Origin of the sequence: Micromonospora sp. DT15 (assembly GCF_049841475.1) — a bacterium.
Classification (GTDB): domain Bacteria; phylum Actinomycetota; class Actinomycetes; order Mycobacteriales; family Micromonosporaceae; genus Micromonospora.
This window is the reverse complement of sequence record NZ_JBNCKJ010000009.1, coordinates 91545-106581: the sequence shown is the minus strand read 5'-3', so window position 1 is coordinate 106581 and position 15037 is coordinate 91545. Positions and strand designations below refer to the sequence as shown.

Below are 15037 nucleotides of genomic sequence, written 5' to 3'. Positions count from 1 at the left end.
TGACCGATCGGTCAGGCATGCTGGTCTGCGGGAGGTGGACCGGGCATGGGCAGAGCGGTACCCGACACGCACGGCGAGATTCTCGCCGCGGCGGCGCGGCAGTTCACTGTGACCGGCTACCGGGGCACCTCTCTGCAGGACATCGCCCGGGAGGTCGGCTGCTCCAAGGCCACCGTGCTCTACCACTTCGCCAACAAGGAAGCCCTGCTCGCCGAACTGATGGCACCCGCGATCGAGGTGCTTCGCAGCCTCGACGACCAGCTCAACGGCCTGACCGGGGCTGCCGCCCAGGAGGTCGCCGCAAGCGGCTTCGTCGACCTCGCGGTGCGGTTCCGACAGGAGATCGCCGTCCTGCGCGGCGAGTTCCCGGAGCTGCTGTGCCAGCCCGCCTTCGCGCACATCCAGGAAATCTCCGACCGGCTGCGGGACGCCCTTGCCGGGCACTCCGACCGGCCAGGCGCCCGGATCGCCGCACTGGTGCTGCTCGCCGGCATCTCCGAGGCGTGCGGCGAGTTCGCCGACATCCCCGACGACGAACTGCGCCTCGCCCTGCTCACTCTCGCCCGGCGGGCCGTCGAACCCGTCGACGCACCAGTGCCCCATTCACCCACGACCGAGGACAAGGACTCCTGATGGCCACCCTGCTCTACCGGCTCGGCCGGGGCGCGTTGCGCCGGCGACGCCTCGTCGTCGCGCTCTGGCTAGTCGTACTCGTCGTCGCCGGCCTGGCCGCGGCGACCCTGCGCGGCCCGACGGCGAGCAACTTCACAATGCCCGGCACCGAGAGCCAGCGCGCGCTCGACCTGCTGGCCGACCAGTTCCCCGCGGCCAGTGGTGCCACCGGCACCATCGCGCTCAAGGCACCTGCCGACGGCCAACTGGCCACCCCGCAGGGCCAGGCCGTGGTGCAGGAGCTGGTCCAGGAGGCCTCGGCTCTGCCCGGCGTGGTCGGCGCGGTCAACCCGTTCCAGGTCGGCGCGGTCTCGCCCAACGGCCGGTACGCGCTGGTCCAGGTCCAGTTCGCCACCGGCGGCGACGATGTGACCGACGAGCAACGCACCGCGTACGAGGAGGTCGGCGCGGCCGTCGAGGCGAAGGGTTGGCAGGTCGCCCCGGGTGGCGAGGTGCTGGGCGGTGAGCCGGAGATCGGCTCCACCGAGGCGCTCGGCGTACTGGTCGCCGCGATCGTCCTGATCATCACGTTCGGTTCACTGGTCGCCGCCGGAATGACCATGCTCAACGCGCTGATCGGCGTGGGTGTCGGCATGGCAGGTCTGTTCGCGCTGAGCGGTGTCATCGAGTTGACCAGCACCGCGCCGATCCTGGCGCTGATGCTCGGCCTCGCCGTCGGCATCGACTATTCGTTGTTCATCACCTCCCGGCACCGACAGAACCTGCTCGAAGGCCTGTCCCCGGAGGAGGCGGTCGGCCGCGCGGTGGGCACCGCCGGTTCCGCCGTGGTCTTCGCGGGCGCCACAGTTGTCATCGCCCTCGCCGGTCTGGCCGTGGTGAACATCCCGTTCCTCACCGTGATGGGTCTCGCCGCCGCCGGTACGGTCACCATCGCCGTGCTCGTGGCGATCACCCTCCAGCCCGCGCTGCTCGGCTTTGCCGGCAACCGGGTGCTCCCGCGCCGGCTGCGCTCCACTGTCGACTCCGCCGCGCCAGGTGAGCCGGTGGGCGAGGAGACGCTGCCGGTCGAGGACCGCTCCGGGTTCGGCTTCCGCTGGGCGCGGTTCGTCACCCGCTTCCGGGTGCCGGTCATCCTGGTCGCGCTGCTCGGCCTGGGCCTGCTCGCGCTGCCCACGCCGGACATGCGGCTGGCTCTGCCGGACGCCAGTACGGCGACCGAGGGCTCCCCGGCCCGGGTGGCGAGCGACCTGACCACCGAGGGCTTCGGTCCGGGCTTCACCGGTCGGCTCGCGGTGGTCGTGGCGGGCGACGACGCGCAGGCGACCGCGGCCGCGGTGCCGCAGGTCACCGCGATGATCCAGCGCACCGAGAACGTCCTCGCCGTGGCACCGCCGCAGCTGAGCCCGGACGGTCGGACCGCGCTGCTCGGCGTGGTGCCGAAGACCGGCCCGACCGATGAGGCCACCGAGACCCTGGTGCACGACGTCCGCGACGCGGTCGGTGGGGTGCAGGGCGCGGAGGTGCTGCTCACCGGCGCCACCGCCATTGGTATCGACGTCTCGGAGAAGCTCTCCGACGCACTGCCGATCTACCTGCTGCTGGTCGTTGGGCTCTCGGTGCTGCTGCTGATGTTGGTGTTCCGGTCGCTGCTGGTGCCGCTCAAGGCGGCGCTGGGCTTCCTGCTCACAGTGGCCGCCACGTTCGGCATCACGGTGGCGATCTTCCAGCAGGGCCACCTCGCCGACCTGGTCGGCCTGGACACCCCGGCCCCGCTGGTCAGCTTCCTGCCCATCCTGCTGATCGGCATCCTGTTCGGGCTGGCCATGGACTACGAGGTGTTCCTGGTCTCCCGGATGCGGGAGGACTTCGTGCACGGCGACACCGCGCGTGAGGCCACGATCAGCGGCATGGGCCACGGTGCCCGGGTGGTCACCGCCGCCGCGCTGATCATGATGTCCGTCTTCGGCGGCTTCGTGTTCCTCGAAGACCCGATCATCAAGTCGATGGGCTTCGCGCTCGCCATCGGCGTGGCCATCGACGCGTTCGTGGTCCGGATGACCATCGTCCCGGCGGTCATGTCGCTCCTCGGCGACCGCGCCTGGTGGCTGCCCCGCTGGCTCAACCGCGCCCTGCCCAACGTGGACATCGAAGGCGAAGGCCTGCGCGAGCACCTGGAAGATCGCACCCCCACGCACGTCTGACCGCACCACCCGGTCGATCATGGAGTTGTGGTGCCCGTCGTGCCCCGATCAGAGGCCTTCGTCCAGCACCACAACTCCATGATCGACGCCAGCGGGCGCGGGTCAGACTCCTGCTGGGTAGGTTTCCATTTCGCCGGGGGCCGCTGGCACCGGTAGCGGGTGCAGGGCCGTGGTGTCGTCGCACCAGATGAAGGCGTCATAGCGGTCGCCCAGCCGGGTCGGCACGTAGTTGCCCCAGGACTCGAACGACGGGTCGTAGACGACCCCGATCGCCCGGTGGTCAACGGTTTCGGTGACCCAGCCCGGCTGATCGTCGCCGCCGAAGATCAGCACCGCCCGCTCCGGCATCAGCTCGTGCAACCGCCGCTCGACCGAGCCCTCCCGAGCCGGAGGCACCACCATCGCCTCGGGCGGCGAACCCCAGCGGGGTGCGGCGATCACTGTGCCCCGGTAGCTGCCGAAGCCGACCAGTGCCACCGCGTCCTCGCCGTGCCGCTCCCGGGCCAACTGACCAATGTTGACCATCCCGTCGGCGGCCATGTCGGTGGCCCGCGCATCTCCGACGTGCGTGTTGTGCGCCCAGACGACGCCCCGTGCGTCCGGGCCGTACCGTTCCAACAGCCGGTCCAGGGTGTCCTGCATGTGGGTGTCGCGGATGTTCCACGAGTCCGGCCCGCCGGCCACCATCGCCCGGTAGTAGCGCTCGGCGCCGGCCACCACCTCCGCGTTCTGCCAGGCCGAGAAGCGGTCCGGGCCGTCGGAGAGGGCGTGTTCACGGGTCCGGGCGAGCAACCGGACGACCTCCTCCTCGCACCGGGCCGAGACGAAGCGGCTGGCCGCGCCGTACTCCTCGACCCTCTTGCCGTACGGCTCGAAACACCGGTAGGCGTCCTGCGCCGCCTCCAGCGACTTCGGGTCCTCCTCCCCCAGGTAGTCGAAGATCGCCTGCATCGACTCCCAGAGGCTGTACACGTCGAGGCCGTGGAACCCGGCCCGTTGCTCCTCCGGCAGCTCCAGGTTCCAGGCCCGCAGCCAGCTGGCGAACCGGGCCACCTCGGCATTGGCCCACATCCAGGTCGGCCATCGCTCAAACTGGTCGAGTGCGAGCTGCGGTTCGAGCGCGCCACCCGGCGCGGCCGTCACCGACCGGTGTACCCGATCGCAGTCGGGCCAGTCACCCTCCACCGCGACGAAGGAGAACCCACACTCCGCGATCAACCGGCGGGTGAGCTGCTCGCGCAACCGGTAGTAGTCGTAACTGCCGTGGGTGGACTCGCCGATCATCACCACCCGGGCATTGCGAACGCGCTCCAGCAACGGGTCGAAATCGCTCGGCGCGCCGAGCCGCTGAACCAGCATGCCAGCGGCTACCCGACCGCCGCAGCGGCAAACCGTGGGCGCGTCGCGGGCCGACACGCCGGCCGCCGGGCCGTCGTGGGCTCCAACCAAGCCGGTGTACGACCACCGCGAGCGGGTAGCCGGCCGACATGACCGTCACCGGGGTTCAGTTGCAGGAGTACCTGGCCGGGCTCGACTACCCGGTCTCCCGGGAGGACCTGATCCGCTGGGGTCAGGAGAACGGGGCCAGCACGGCAATGTTGCAGATGCTCCAGGCCCTACCGCCCGAGCAGTTCAACAACCCGGACGAGCTGAACGCCGCCCTAACCACCCCCACCTAAACCCAACCAGCCCCACCCCGCCCCGCCCCGCCCCGCCCCGCCCCGCCCCGCCCCGCCCCGCCCCGCCCCGCCCCGCCCCGCCCCGCCCCGGTGATCATGAGGTTATTGCCATCCGCCACGGCGTGTCGCGCCGCTAACTTCATGATCACCGGGGCGACGGGGGTGGGGGTTGGGGGGTTAGGGGAGGGGGATGGTGCGGGATTCGGTTCGGGCGGTTTCGGCGGCGGCGAGGATGGCGACGACCTCGCGGCCGAAGCGGACGTCACAGCGGTGGTCCCGGGTGCCCGCCCGCACCTGCTCGACGAGTTGGTCAATGGCGACGCCGAACGCGGTGGCGGCGTCGTTCTCGCCGAACGGGACGTTCTCGATGCCGTTCTCGCCGTAGAACACGAACTCCCGGGCCATCGACTCGGTCGGGGCGTCCAGGGAGAGCGAGGCGCTGCTCGTGGCACCGCCCTCGTGGGTGAGCAGCAGATGCACCATCCCGCTCGGTCCGTCCATCGCCGCCACCTGCGTCACCCGGCCCAGGACCGGCAGGAGGATCGAGAGCGCGTGCGGGGCGATGTCCCAGAGCGCACCGTGCTCCCGACGCCACAACGAGCCGCCGTACGGGCTGCCGTCCTGGAAGATCGAGGCGAACGCGGTGGTCCGGCCGTGCTGCCAGCCCCCGGCGGCGGCGGTGGCGGCCAGGAACGCTGTCACGTTCGGCTGGAACCGCTGGGTGAAGAAGACGACCGAGGCGACCCCGGACTCCTCGGCGGCGGCAACGACCCGGTCGGCATCGTCCACGCTGAGCGCCAGCGGCTTGTCCAGCAGCAGGTGCCGACCGGCGCGGGCCGCCCGGACCGCGATGTCGGCCTGGATGTCCGGCGGCAGGGCAACGGCGATCGCCTCGCACTGCTCGATCAGCGCGTCGACGTCGGCGTAGGCGGGTACCCCGTACCGCTCGGCCAGCGCGGAGGCCCGCTCCGGGTTGCGACCCCACACACCGACCAGCTCCGCGTCGGGATGGGCGTGCAGCGCCTTCCCGTGCGTCTCGATCGCCCAGTGACCGGTGCCGAACAAGCCGAACCGCAGCACGTGTACCTCCGCTGTTTCCCCGCACCGCGACAACGCCACGGACGTGATCCACGCTAGTCGCCCTGGCGGCCGGAACGGCGGCGGGTTCGACCAATCGAAGCAGCTCACCTTTCATTTCCGGTCGGTGGTCGAGCTACCCGCCCGGCTGTCGGTGAGCAGCGGTCCGCCGGCACCGCTCTCGGCAGCGTCAGGTCCGATCACCGCCAGACACACCAGGTACGGCGGGGCAGGCTCGACGGCATGCGGAGCTCGGATTCAGCGATCACCAGCGGTGTCGTGGCGTTTGAACACTGGTACGACTTCACCGAGGGCGGCCCGGTGCACCGCGCGCTGCTGCCGTTCCCGTCGACGGCGCCCGCCCCGTTCGAGGTCGCGCGCTGGTCGGTGGCCCCGAACACCTCCAACGACCTGGATGTCCATCGCTCCCGTGAGGTGTGGATCATCGTGTCCGGGACCGGAACCCTGACGTTCGCCGACCAGGCGCGTGTCCTGCGGGCCGGCGACGTCGCGGCGTTCGACAGCAGGGTGCCGCATCAGATTCGGAACGACGGACCGGACCCACTCCTCGCCGTCTCCGTCTACTGGCTCCAAGCAGGCGACTGACGCCCACCCGAAAAGCTGGGCACCGGGAGCATGGGCACCGGGGCCGCGGACCCTCGACGGGCGCGCGTCACACGCGGAGAGGCAGGGCACCCCTTTACTACGACGGTTAGTAGGCTGTGCCGGTGACCGAGGCAACGACCGGGTGGTGCCGGTGACCAGCGCGGGCGTCGATTCGCCGGTGGACGGGATCGTCGCGGCAGTGCCGATCGTGCTGTCGCTGCTCGTGGCGGTGTGGGCGCTGGTGGCTGCGGTACGCCACCGACCACCGGACCCTGTGCAGTTCGTCGGTCTGGCCGTACTCGAAGTGGCACTGCTGGTGTTGAGCGTGCTGGCGCTCGTCGCGGTCGGCGGCGGGGATCGGCCCGGCGAGCCCGGCGCCTTCTTCGGCTACCTGGTCACGCTGGTGTGTCTGCCGCCACTGGCCTGGGTGCTGGCCCGGATGGAACCGACCCGCTGGGGCTCGGCGATCGTGTGCGCGGTCTGCCTGGTGGCCCCGGTGGTGGTCGTCCGGTTGCAGCAGACCTGGGAGGTGCTCGGTGGTTGAGACAGAATCGGCTCGGCAGCGCACGAACTCCGGCCCGGGGCGGCTGCTGATCGCCATCTACCTGCTCTTCGCGATCGCGGCGACGAGTCGGGCGGGTTTGCAGATCGCCACCAAGTTCGACGAGGCGCCGGTGGCGTACCTGCTCTCCGGGGTGGCCGCGCTCATCTACATCGTTGCGGCGGTGGGGTTGGCCCGCGCCGGGCACACCGGCCGTCGGGTCGCGCTGGCGTGCTGCTCGGTGGAGCTGGTCGGGGTGGTCGCGGTCGGCATCCTGAGCCTGGTCGACAAGGATCTCTTCCCGGACGAGACGGTCTGGTCGCAGTTCGGCAGCGGGTACGGCTACATCCCGCTGGTGCTGCCGGTGCTCGGCCTGATCTGGCTCTGGCGCACCCGCCGCGCACCCGCCTGACCCGGCGACGAGGGCGCCGGCTTGTCTGCCGGAGCGCCCTCGTCGGGAGTACGGGTCAGTCCCGTGGGCCGCCCGCGACGTAGATGACCTGGCCGGACACGAAGCCGGCGCCCTCGCTCGCCAGGAACGAGATGGTGTGCGCGACGTCCTCCGGGCGGCCGGGGCGGCGGACCGGGATCTCGGCGGCGGCGTGCTTCTGGAAGTCGTCGAAGTCGACCTTCATCCGGGCGGCGGTGGCCGCTGTCATGTCGGTGACGATGAAGCCGGGTGCGACGGCGTTCACCGTCACCCCGAACGGACCCAGCTCGATGGCGAGCGTCTTGGTGAAGCCCTGTAGACCGGCCTTGGCGGCGGCGTAGTTCGCCTGGCCCCGGTTGCCCAGCGCGGAGGTGCTGGAGAGGTTGACGATCCGCCCCCACTTGCGGTCCACCATGTGCTTCTGGGCGGCCTGGCTGAACAGGAACGCACCGCGCAGGTGCACCCCCATCACCGTGTCCCAGTCGGCACTGGTCATCTTGAACAGCAGGTTGTCGCGGAGCACACCGGCGTTGTTGACCAGCACCGTGGGCGCGCCCAGCTCGGCGGCGACGCGGCTCACCGCCGCCTCGACCTGGTCGCGGTCGGACACGTCGGCGCCCACCCCGAGCGCCCGGCCGCCGGCCCCGGCGATGGCGTCCACCGTCTCCTTGGTGGCCGCCTCCTCGATGTCGACCACGGCGACGGCCATTCCGTCGGCGGCCAGCCGTCGGGCGGTGGCCGCGCCGATGCCGCGTGCCGCTCCGGTGACGATGGCGACGCGGGACTCCTCCGACATGATTACCTCCCGGTAACGTGGGGTCGATCGGAGGAGCTTAACCTCAACAGGCCGGCCCTCGGCATAGGCGAATCCACCGGTATCCGTGGCCGGAGACCTTGACCGCGCCGAGCTTGCCCAACTCTCCGTAACCACGGTCGGCGAGCACGTCGATGGGCAGGTCGGCCTCCGCTTCGAGGCTGCTGAGGTCCACCTCGACGTCGTCGGTGCCGAGGTTGTGCACGAAGACCATCGTTCCCGTCGGCCCGTCGGCCCGGTGCGCGAGCACTCCGGCCGGCATCGCCACGTCGATGTGGGTCGTCGAGCCGGACCCGATCTCCGGGGCCTCCCGCAGCGTACGGATCATCCGCTCGAACCAGGCGAGCAGCGACTTCGAGTCGCTGCGCTGGGCGGTGACGTTGACGTTCTGGTAGCCGAACTCACCCTTGTCGATCACCGGGCGGACCAGCTTCTCCGGGTCCGCCGTGGAGAAGCCGGCATTCGGCTGGTACGACCACTGCATCGGGGTACGGATCGCCTCCCGACCGGGCAGCGACAGGTCCTCGCCCATCCCGATCTCCTCGCCGTACCGCAGCACCGGCGTGCCGCGCATCGAGAACTGGAGGGCGTACGCCAGTTCGATGTGCCGCCGGTCGTTGCCGAGCATCGGGGCGAGCCTGCGACGGATGCCCCGGTCGTAGATGCGCATGTTCTCGTCCGGGCCGAACTTCGCGTACACCTGGTTGCGTTGTTCGGTGGTCAGCCGGGACAGGTCGATCTCGTCGTGGTTACGCAGGAAGGTGGCCCACTGCCCTCCGACCGGAAGCTTCGGGGTGTCCCGGAGCGCCTCGATCAGCGACTCCGGGTCCTCGCGGGCCAGGGCGAGCATGAGTCGACCGTTGAGCATGAAGTCGAAGAGCATGTGGATGCGGTTGCCCGAGCCGCTGGTGTCGCCGAAGAACGTGGGAAGCTGGTCGGGTTCGACGTTCGCCTCGGCCAGCAGGACGGCGTCGCCGCGCCGCCACTGGACGTGTTGGCGCATCTCGGTGAGGAACTCGAAGTCCTTCGGCGAGTCCGGGTTGCCCGGCTCCGTCAGCTCGATGATGAACGGCACCGCGTCCATCCGGAAGCCGGAGACGCCGAGCTGGAGCCAGAACGACATGATCTTCTTGACCTCGGCCCGGACCTCCGGGTTGGCGAAGTTGAGATCCGGCTGGAACTTGTAGAACCGGTGGTAGAACCACGCCTTGGCGGTGCGGTCGTAGCTCCAGGTCTCCTTCTGCTCGCCGGGGAAGACCATGCCCTGGTGCCGGTCGGCCGGCTCGGTGTCGGACCAGAGGAACCAGTCCCGGTACGGCGAGTCCGGCGAGGAGCGGGCCGACTGGAACCACGGGTGCTCGTCGGAGGTGTGGTTGACCACCAAGTCGATGATCACCCGGATGCCCCGGTTCTGCGCCTGGTGCAGCAGCTCGGCGAAGTCGCCCAGGGTGCCGAAGCGCGGGTCCACGTTGTAGAAGTCGGTGACGTCGTAGCCGTCGTCGCGGTTGGGTGACGGGTGGATCGGGTGCAGCCACAGACAGGTCACGCCGAGGCGGGCCAGGTAGTCCAGCCTCCCGATCAGGCCACGGATGTCACCGACCCCGTCGCCGTCGGAGTCGGCGTACGTGTCGATGTCGAGGCAGTAGACGACGGCTTCGGAATACCAACGGTCACCCATGCCGAAGAAATCTCTCCAGTTGATCATCGCGGCAAACCAGCCGGGCCGACCGGCGACGGCTGTGGGTTACCGTGCCCGTCATGGAGAACGACCTCGTGCCGCCGAGCGAGTTGTTGGACTGGTCCCGGGGCAGCTGGCTGCACCCGCCGGTACGCGTCGAGGAGGGCCCGGCCGGCGAACTGGTCGTCGAGCCGGCCGCGGAGAGCGACTTCTGGCGGCGGACCAGTTACGGCTTCGTGCACGACGACGGCCCGGCCCTGCTGGCGCCGCTGCCGGTCGGCACCGCGATGGAGGTGAGCTTCCGGCTCGACTTCTCGGCGCAGTTCGACCAGGCCGGCGCGTTCGTCCGCGTCGACGAGCGGACCTGGACCAAGGCCGGCGTCGAGGTGAGCGACGGCGAGTCGCAGCTCGGCGCTGTGGTGACCCGGGAGTTCTCCGACTGGTCGGTGGCGCCGGTGCCGGAGTGGGCGGGCCGGGAGGTGACGGTCCGGGTCAGCCGGGCGGGTGACGCGGTGACCGTTCGCGCCCGGGTCGACGACGAACCGTGGAGACTGGTCCGGCTCGCTCCGCTGGACCCGACGGCGGAGGCCCTGGCCGGCCCGTTCTGCTGCGCGCCGTCCCGCGCCGGTCTGACAGTGGTGTTCACCGGTTGGCGGCAGGGTCCGGCGGACACCGCGCTGCACCCGGAGGTGTGAATCGGGCCCCGGTGGGTATGACCCTCCGATCCCCGACAGCCGACCGGAAGGACCACCATGGCGTACGCCCAGGCTGGCGACCCGTCCGAGTTCACCGGGTTGACCGGCTGGGTGGCCTCGGTGATCGAGGTGATGGGCCCGGTCGGAGTGGCGCTGCTGGTGGCGCTGGAGAGCATCGTCCCGCCGATTCCCAGTGAGATCGTGCTGGCGCTCGCCGGCTTCCTCGCGCACGAGGGCAAGTTCAACGTCTTCGTCGTGGTGCTGGCCGCGACGGTCGGCTCGCTGGTGGGCGCGTTGGTGCTCTACTGGCTCGGCGCGGCGCTGGGCGAGGAACGACTCAAGCGCTGGTTGGACCACATTCCCCTGGTGGACAGCGACGACCTGGAACGGGCCGACAAGTGGTTCGAGCGGCACGGCCGGTGGGCGGTGCTGATCGGCCGGGTGGTGCCGGTGGTCCGCAGCCTGGTCTCCGTGCCGGCCGGGGCCAACCGGATGCCGATGGGTGAGTTCATCCTGCTCACCACGATCGGCAGCGGGGTGTGGAACGGTCTCATCGTGGGGGCCGGCTATGCGCTGGGCAGCCGTTGGCAGGACGTCGCACGTTACAGCGACTGGTTCAACTACGCGATCGTCGCGGTCTTCGTCGTGATGGTGGCCAGTTGGGCGATCCGCAAGGTCCGCAAGCGTCGGGACCGCGACGACCGGCGGTCGGTGACCGCCGGTCGCTGATCCGCTGTGCCGCTGGCGCTTCGGAAGGCCAGCGGGGTGGTCAGGGCAGGGTGTCCAGGTGCGGTCCCACGGTGTTGGCGAAGCCATTGCCGTTGCTGACGTCCCAGTTCACCGACCAGGTCATCGCGCCCCTGATGCCCGGGTAGGTGCGCGGCGGGCGGAAGCTGCCGCAGTTGGTGGCCCGGGCCAGGCAGTCCAGGGCGGCGTTGACCACGCTGGGCGCGACGATGCCGCCGCCGGCCGCCCCAGCTCCGGCGGGCAGACCGAGGCCGACCTGGTCGGGGCGGAGCCCGGCCTCCAACTGGATGCAGGCCAACGCGACGATGAAGTTCACGGTGCCCTGGCCGTACGCGGCGTTCTGGTCGCAGCCGAGCATCGCGCCGGAGTTGTAGTACTGCGTGTTGACGACGGTGAGGATGTCCTTGATGTCGAGCGCCAGCTTGAAGTAGCCGCCGGCCGGGTTCTGCATGTCGATGGTCTGCGGCGCCATCGCGATGATCAGGCCCGATCCGATCTTGGCCCGCAGGGCGCGCAGCGCCTGCGCCATGTACGTCGGGTTGAGTCCGTTCTCCAGGTCGATGTCGATCCCGTCGAAGCCGTACCTGGCGATCAGCGCGGCGGCCGTGTCGGCGAACGCGGTGGCTGAGGCGGCGTTGTTCACTGTGACCCGGCCGGTCTCGCCGCCGACGGAGAGAATCACCCGCTTGCCCCGGCTGTGCAGGGTGCGGACGTCAGCGGTGAAGTCCGCGTCGGTGTAGCCGCCGAGCGAGGCGGCCAGTCCGGGGTCGACGCCGAAGGTGAGCGCGCCGGGCGTCGAGGTGGCCTCGGCGAAGGCGACCGCCACGAGGTCGTACTCGGTGGGGACATCGCGCAGCCGCAGCTCGACCGCGGGGTTGTCGAAGTTGTGCCAGTACCCGGTGAGCAGGTGCTTCGGCAACCCACCGGTGGGTGGGTCGGTCGGCGGTGGGGTGGTCGGCGGAGGCGTCGTCGGCGGAGGCGTGGTGGGTGGGGGCGTGGTGGGTGGAGTGCCGCCGCCGCAGGACACGCCGTTGAGCTGGCAGCCGCTCGGCGAACCGGAGCCGCTGGCCAGGAAGCCGAAGGAGACCGACGCCCCCGGGGCGACGGTGCCGTTCCAGGACCTGTTGGTGAAGGTGTGCCGCTGGCCGGTGGAGCTGAGCAACGCGTCCCAGTAGCTGCCGAGGGTGGTGCCGGACGGCAGGTCGAAGGTCAGGTTCCAGCCGTTGATGGTCGAGCTGCCGCCGTTGGTGATCGTGTACTTCCCCTCCCAGCCCGAGCCCCAGTCGGCGGTCTTGACGAAGCTGGCGGTGGCGCCGGCGGCATAAGCGGGCAGCGCCACCCAGGCCGCGCCGAGGGTGGCCGCGAGGGCGGCGACGAGGGACAGGACAAGAGATCTGGAGCGTTTCATGCGACCCTCCGGGCCCGGACGGGCATTTATGGACGTCAACGTTGCCGCTAATTATTAAGACAGTTAACTGTTTCTGTCCAGAGCACCCATCGGAGAGGCCTGCGGGCGGCGGAGCACCGCCTGCTCAACTGCCGACCACACGCTCGTCGTGACCAGGTAGATCACCGCGGCGAGCGGCAGCACCAGCGCCACCAGCACCGTCGTGAACGGCAGCAGAGGCAGCAGCCGGCCGAGCGTGGCCGCCCCCGGCCCCTCGGTCGGCGTACCGGCCACAGTGCCCACCGCCGCCGACGCCCGCCGGGCCCGCCGCGACGACCACCAGGCCACCGCCAGCAACACCACCAGCAGTACGCCGAACAGCGGTCCGGCAGCACCGGCCAGCCCGTCGCTGAGATGGTGACCCAGCGGCACGCCGGCCAACCGCTCGTCCAGCAGCCCGGTGCCGCCCTCGCTGGTGCTGAACAACCGGTACAGCACCAGCAGGAACGGCGCCTGGATGAGCAGCGGCAGGCAGCCGGTGACCGGGTTCGCGCCGGCCTCGCGGTACAACGTGAAAACCTCGCGCTGAAGCGACGCGGGGTCGTCCGCGTACCGCTGCTGAAGCTCACGCACCTGCGGGGCGAGCGCCGCGCGGCGCCGCTCACCGCGGACCTGCGCGACGGTCAGCGGCGAGATCAGCAGCCGGACGGCGATGGTGAAAAGCACGATGGCGGCGGCTGTCGCTCCGCCGCCGGCCAGTGGTTCGAGCAGCTCGGTGAGCCAGTTCAGCGCGCTGCCGGCAGCGGCGACAGCGTCGTGCAGTGGTGCGAAGGCAAGCATGGGAAACCCCTCGGTCCGATTCCGGTGAGGCCCTCCCCCGGGCGGCGTCCGCCCAGCAAGGGGGGCCGGTGACGGCGGGATCGGCCGCGCGGCGGCGAGGCGCTACGCGGCCGAGGGGTGCCCCGGAGCACGGGGACGAGGTCGACCCGCCGCATCCGGGTCGATCTGGCGGGGCATTCGGCGACTGCGGGAGCGGGCCCGCAGGCCGGCCGAGCGCGGCCCCGCACCGGGCACGCCCGCCCGGTCGCGCACCCGGGCCGCGAGCACCACCGCGAGCAGCACCAGGGCGGTCATCGCGGCGCCCGCCAGCAGGTCCACAGGGCGGCCTGCGAGCAGGGTGAGCTGGGCGAACGCGGACATCCACGCGACCCCGACATAGCCCAGCAGCACCGGCACGGGCTCAGCATAGGACCCGCTGTCTCGTCACCCGGCCGAATCGGCGGCCCGCCTTCGAGGACGACGTGCCGCCGCCACGTTTCCCGGCATCGCCACGTTGGGTAACCAAGCGAAGGACCGACGCGGACGGACCGCGAACGGCAGAAACGGACGGGTGATGTCGATGACCGGTCAGGTGGCGGACGCGCTGAGCGACAGGGCTGCGGCCACCGGGTTGCTCACCGTGGGTGTCGAGGAGGAGTTCCTGCTCGTCGACCCGCACACCGGGGCCGCGGTCCCGGCCGTGGACCTCGTCATGGAGCAGGTGCCGGCCGAACTTCGCGGGCAGGTGGAGCGGGAGTTCCAGACCAGTCAGATCGAGATCGGCAGCCCGCCCGGCCTGGAGCTCTCGTCGATCCGGCACTCCCTCGGCGTCCTGCGTAAGGCGCTCTCCGACGCCGCCGAGCGGGCCGGCGTACGCCTGCTCGCCATCGGCACCGGCCCGGTCGACGGCCCGGTGCCACCGGTGGTCGACAAGCCACGCTTCGACCGCATGATCGAGCGGTTCCGGCTGCTCGTCCCCGGCCCCGGCAACAACGGCATGCACGTCCACGTCGGGGTGCCCGACCCGGACACCGGCGTGCAGGTGCTCAACCATGTACGGCCGTGGCTGCCGATGCTGCACGCGGTGACCACCAACTCGCCGTTCTCCCGGGGCGAGGACACCGGCTACGCCAGTTGGCGCTCGGTCGAGTGGGAGCGCTGGCCGTCGGTGGCGCCGACCCCGTTCCTGGAGTCGCACGAGCACTACCAGCGGCTGATCCGCCAGTTGATCTCCAGCGGGGTGATGCTCGACGAGGGGATGCTCTACTGGTACGCCCGCCTGTCGGCGAAGTACCCGACCGTCGAGCTGCGGATCGGCGACGTCTGCCCGTCGGTGGACGACGCGGTGCTCGTCGCCGCGCTGGTCCGGGCGCTCGTCGCCACCGCCATGGCGGATGTCGAGGCCGGCCGGCCGGCGTTGCAGACCGACCACCACCTGCTGGTCGGGGCGCACTGGCGGGCCGCCCATGACGGCCTGGAAGGCGAAGCCGTCGACGTCACGAACGGTGAGCTGCGCCCGGCCTGGGAGCTGTTGGACCGGTTTGTGGAGCGGATGCGGCCGGCGCTGGAGCAGCACGGCGACTGGGCCGAGGTGAACGACCTGCTGGGCGGCTTGCGCCGGCACGGCAGCGGCGCGGCACGGCAGCGTGCGGTGTTCGAACGCACCGGCCGACTCACCGACGTGGTGCAGGACGTCGCACGGCAGACCCGCGGCTGATCACCGCGTGACA

16 protein-coding genes are annotated in these 15037 nt (G+C 70.8%); 9 read left to right on the top strand and 7 right to left on the bottom strand.

The features are described from left to right. Nucleotides 1–45 precede the first annotated feature (45 nt). Nucleotides 46–633, top strand: a complete 588-nt coding sequence (locus ACLQ3F_RS20640) for a TetR/AcrR family transcriptional regulator (protein ID WP_357195634.1) — start codon at nucleotides 46–48, stop codon at nucleotides 631–633. After that, nucleotides 633–2834: an MMPL family transporter gene (locus ACLQ3F_RS20635; protein WP_425850870.1), complete on the top strand. Its 2202-nt coding sequence runs from the start codon at nucleotides 633–635 to the stop codon at nucleotides 2832–2834. The genes ACLQ3F_RS20640 and ACLQ3F_RS20635 overlap by 1 nt, the downstream gene beginning before the upstream one ends. A gap of 102 nt (nucleotides 2835–2936) precedes the next feature. Here ACLQ3F_RS20635 and ACLQ3F_RS20630 read toward each other — a convergent pair whose 3' ends face one another. Further along, nucleotides 2937–4193, bottom strand: coding sequence for an erythromycin esterase family protein (locus tag ACLQ3F_RS20630; RefSeq protein WP_357195628.1), 1257 nt, complete (start codon nucleotides 4191–4193; stop codon nucleotides 2937–2939). 128 nt (nucleotides 4194–4321) lie between these two features. On the opposite strand from ACLQ3F_RS20630, the gene ACLQ3F_RS20625 reads away from it, so the two are divergent. Continuing rightward, complete coding sequence (locus ACLQ3F_RS20625) at nucleotides 4322–4513, top strand: DUF2795 domain-containing protein (RefSeq protein WP_355008100.1); 192 nt, start codon at nucleotides 4322–4324, stop codon at nucleotides 4511–4513. Nucleotides 4514–4690: 177 nt separating this feature from the next. Here ACLQ3F_RS20625 and ACLQ3F_RS20620 read toward each other — a convergent pair whose 3' ends face one another. Continuing rightward, nucleotides 4691–5593: a Gfo/Idh/MocA family protein gene (locus tag ACLQ3F_RS20620; RefSeq protein WP_355008101.1), complete on the bottom strand. Its 903-nt coding sequence runs from the start codon at nucleotides 5591–5593 to the stop codon at nucleotides 4691–4693. 240 nt (nucleotides 5594–5833) lie between these two features. On the opposite strand from ACLQ3F_RS20620, the gene ACLQ3F_RS20615 reads away from it, so the two are divergent. The 3 genes from ACLQ3F_RS20615 to ACLQ3F_RS20605 all read left to right on the top strand — a co-directional run bounded on the left by ACLQ3F_RS20615 (nucleotide 5834) and on the right by ACLQ3F_RS20605 (nucleotide 7149). Then, entirely contained in the window at nucleotides 5834–6196 is a 363-nt protein-coding gene (locus tag ACLQ3F_RS20615; protein ID WP_357263209.1) for a cupin domain-containing protein, read from the top strand. A 151-nt stretch (nucleotides 6197–6347) separates the two neighbouring features. Then, nucleotides 6348–6740: a hypothetical protein gene (locus ACLQ3F_RS20610; protein ID WP_357195623.1), complete on the top strand. Its 393-nt coding sequence runs from the start codon at nucleotides 6348–6350 to the stop codon at nucleotides 6738–6740. Further along, the gene (locus ACLQ3F_RS20605) at nucleotides 6733–7149 is read left to right on the top strand and encodes a hypothetical protein (RefSeq protein ID WP_425850867.1); all 417 of its coding nucleotides are present in this window, start codon (nucleotides 6733–6735) and stop codon (nucleotides 7147–7149) included. Before ACLQ3F_RS20610 ends, ACLQ3F_RS20605 begins: the two co-directional genes overlap by 8 nt. A gap of 55 nt (nucleotides 7150–7204) precedes the next feature. Here ACLQ3F_RS20605 and fabG read toward each other — a convergent pair whose 3' ends face one another. Both fabG and ACLQ3F_RS20595 read right to left on the bottom strand, forming a co-directional pair. Then, nucleotides 7205–7963 (bottom strand): 3-oxoacyl-ACP reductase FabG, encoded by a 759-nt coding sequence (fabG, locus tag ACLQ3F_RS20600; RefSeq protein WP_393220378.1) that lies wholly within the window; start codon nucleotides 7961–7963, stop codon nucleotides 7205–7207. A 43-nt stretch (nucleotides 7964–8006) separates the two neighbouring features. Continuing rightward, nucleotides 8007–9659 carry an alpha-amylase family protein gene (locus ACLQ3F_RS20595; RefSeq protein WP_425851048.1) on the bottom strand — a complete coding sequence of 551 codons (1653 nt, stop codon included), beginning with the start codon at nucleotides 9657–9659 and terminating at the stop codon, nucleotides 8007–8009. An 80-nt stretch (nucleotides 9660–9739) separates the two neighbouring features. Here ACLQ3F_RS20595 and ACLQ3F_RS20590 point away from each other — a divergent pair, with 80 nt between their 5' ends. After that, nucleotides 9740–10354, top strand: a complete 615-nt coding sequence (locus ACLQ3F_RS20590; RefSeq protein WP_425850865.1) for a DUF1349 domain-containing protein — start codon at nucleotides 9740–9742, stop codon at nucleotides 10352–10354. Nucleotides 10355–10411: 57 nt separating this feature from the next. Further along, on the top strand, nucleotides 10412–11083 hold the full coding sequence (locus ACLQ3F_RS20585) for a DedA family protein (RefSeq protein ID WP_425850863.1): 672 nt from the start codon (nucleotides 10412–10414) through the stop codon (nucleotides 11081–11083). 40 nt (nucleotides 11084–11123) lie between these two features. Here the strand turns inward: ACLQ3F_RS20585 and ACLQ3F_RS20580 are convergent, their stop codons facing one another. The 3 genes from ACLQ3F_RS20580 to ACLQ3F_RS20570 all read right to left on the bottom strand — a co-directional run bounded on the left by ACLQ3F_RS20580 (nucleotide 11124) and on the right by ACLQ3F_RS20570 (nucleotide 13724). After that, nucleotides 11124–12509, bottom strand: coding sequence for a chitinase (locus ACLQ3F_RS20580; RefSeq protein ID WP_425850862.1), 1386 nt, complete (start codon nucleotides 12507–12509; stop codon nucleotides 11124–11126). 63 nt (nucleotides 12510–12572) lie between these two features. Then, the gene (locus tag ACLQ3F_RS20575; RefSeq protein ID WP_425850860.1) at nucleotides 12573–13328 is read right to left on the bottom strand and encodes a YidC/Oxa1 family membrane protein insertase; all 756 of its coding nucleotides are present in this window, start codon (nucleotides 13326–13328) and stop codon (nucleotides 12573–12575) included. Between the two features lie 102 nt (nucleotides 13329–13430). Continuing rightward, nucleotides 13431–13724: a DUF6412 domain-containing protein gene (locus ACLQ3F_RS20570; protein WP_425850858.1), complete on the bottom strand. Its 294-nt coding sequence runs from the start codon at nucleotides 13722–13724 to the stop codon at nucleotides 13431–13433. Nucleotides 13725–13887: 163 nt separating this feature from the next. On the opposite strand from ACLQ3F_RS20570, the gene ACLQ3F_RS20565 reads away from it, so the two are divergent. After that, nucleotides 13888–15024: a carboxylate-amine ligase gene (locus tag ACLQ3F_RS20565; RefSeq protein WP_357195599.1), complete on the top strand. Its 1137-nt coding sequence runs from the start codon at nucleotides 13888–13890 to the stop codon at nucleotides 15022–15024. The last annotated feature ends 13 nt before the right edge of the window (nucleotides 15025–15037 follow it).

What these genes read in the sequence shown, in the direction of transcription:
- ACLQ3F_RS20640 (WP_357195634.1), top strand. Translation starts at nt 46, where the DNA reads ATGGGCAGAGCGGTACCCGACACGCACGGCGAGATTCTCGCCGCGGCG.
- ACLQ3F_RS20635 (WP_425850870.1), top strand. Translation starts at nt 633, where the DNA reads ATGGCCACCCTGCTCTACCGGCTCGGCCGGGGCGCGTTGCGCCGGCGA.
- ACLQ3F_RS20630 (WP_357195628.1), bottom strand. Translation starts at nt 4,193, where the DNA reads ATGCTGGTTCAGCGGCTCGGCGCGCCGAGCGATTTCGACCCGTTGCTG.
- ACLQ3F_RS20625 (WP_355008100.1), top strand. Translation starts at nt 4,322, where the DNA reads ATGACCGTCACCGGGGTTCAGTTGCAGGAGTACCTGGCCGGGCTCGAC.
- ACLQ3F_RS20615 (WP_357263209.1), top strand. Translation starts at nt 5,834, where the DNA reads ATGCGGAGCTCGGATTCAGCGATCACCAGCGGTGTCGTGGCGTTTGAA.
- fabG (WP_393220378.1), bottom strand. Translation starts at nt 7,963, where the DNA reads ATGTCGGAGGAGTCCCGCGTCGCCATCGTCACCGGAGCGGCACGCGGC.
- ACLQ3F_RS20595 (WP_425851048.1), bottom strand. Translation starts at nt 9,659, where the DNA reads ATGGGTGACCGTTGGTATTCCGAAGCCGTCGTCTACTGCCTCGACATC.
- ACLQ3F_RS20590 (WP_425850865.1), top strand. Translation starts at nt 9,740, where the DNA reads ATGGAGAACGACCTCGTGCCGCCGAGCGAGTTGTTGGACTGGTCCCGG.
- ACLQ3F_RS20585 (WP_425850863.1), top strand. Translation starts at nt 10,412, where the DNA reads ATGGCGTACGCCCAGGCTGGCGACCCGTCCGAGTTCACCGGGTTGACC.
- ACLQ3F_RS20580 (WP_425850862.1), bottom strand. Translation starts at nt 12,509, where the DNA reads ATGAAACGCTCCAGATCTCTTGTCCTGTCCCTCGTCGCCGCCCTCGCG.
- ACLQ3F_RS20575 (WP_425850860.1), bottom strand. Translation starts at nt 13,328, where the DNA reads ATGCTTGCCTTCGCACCACTGCACGACGCTGTCGCCGCTGCCGGCAGC.
- ACLQ3F_RS20565 (WP_357195599.1), top strand. Translation starts at nt 13,888, where the DNA reads ATGACCGGTCAGGTGGCGGACGCGCTGAGCGACAGGGCTGCGGCCACC.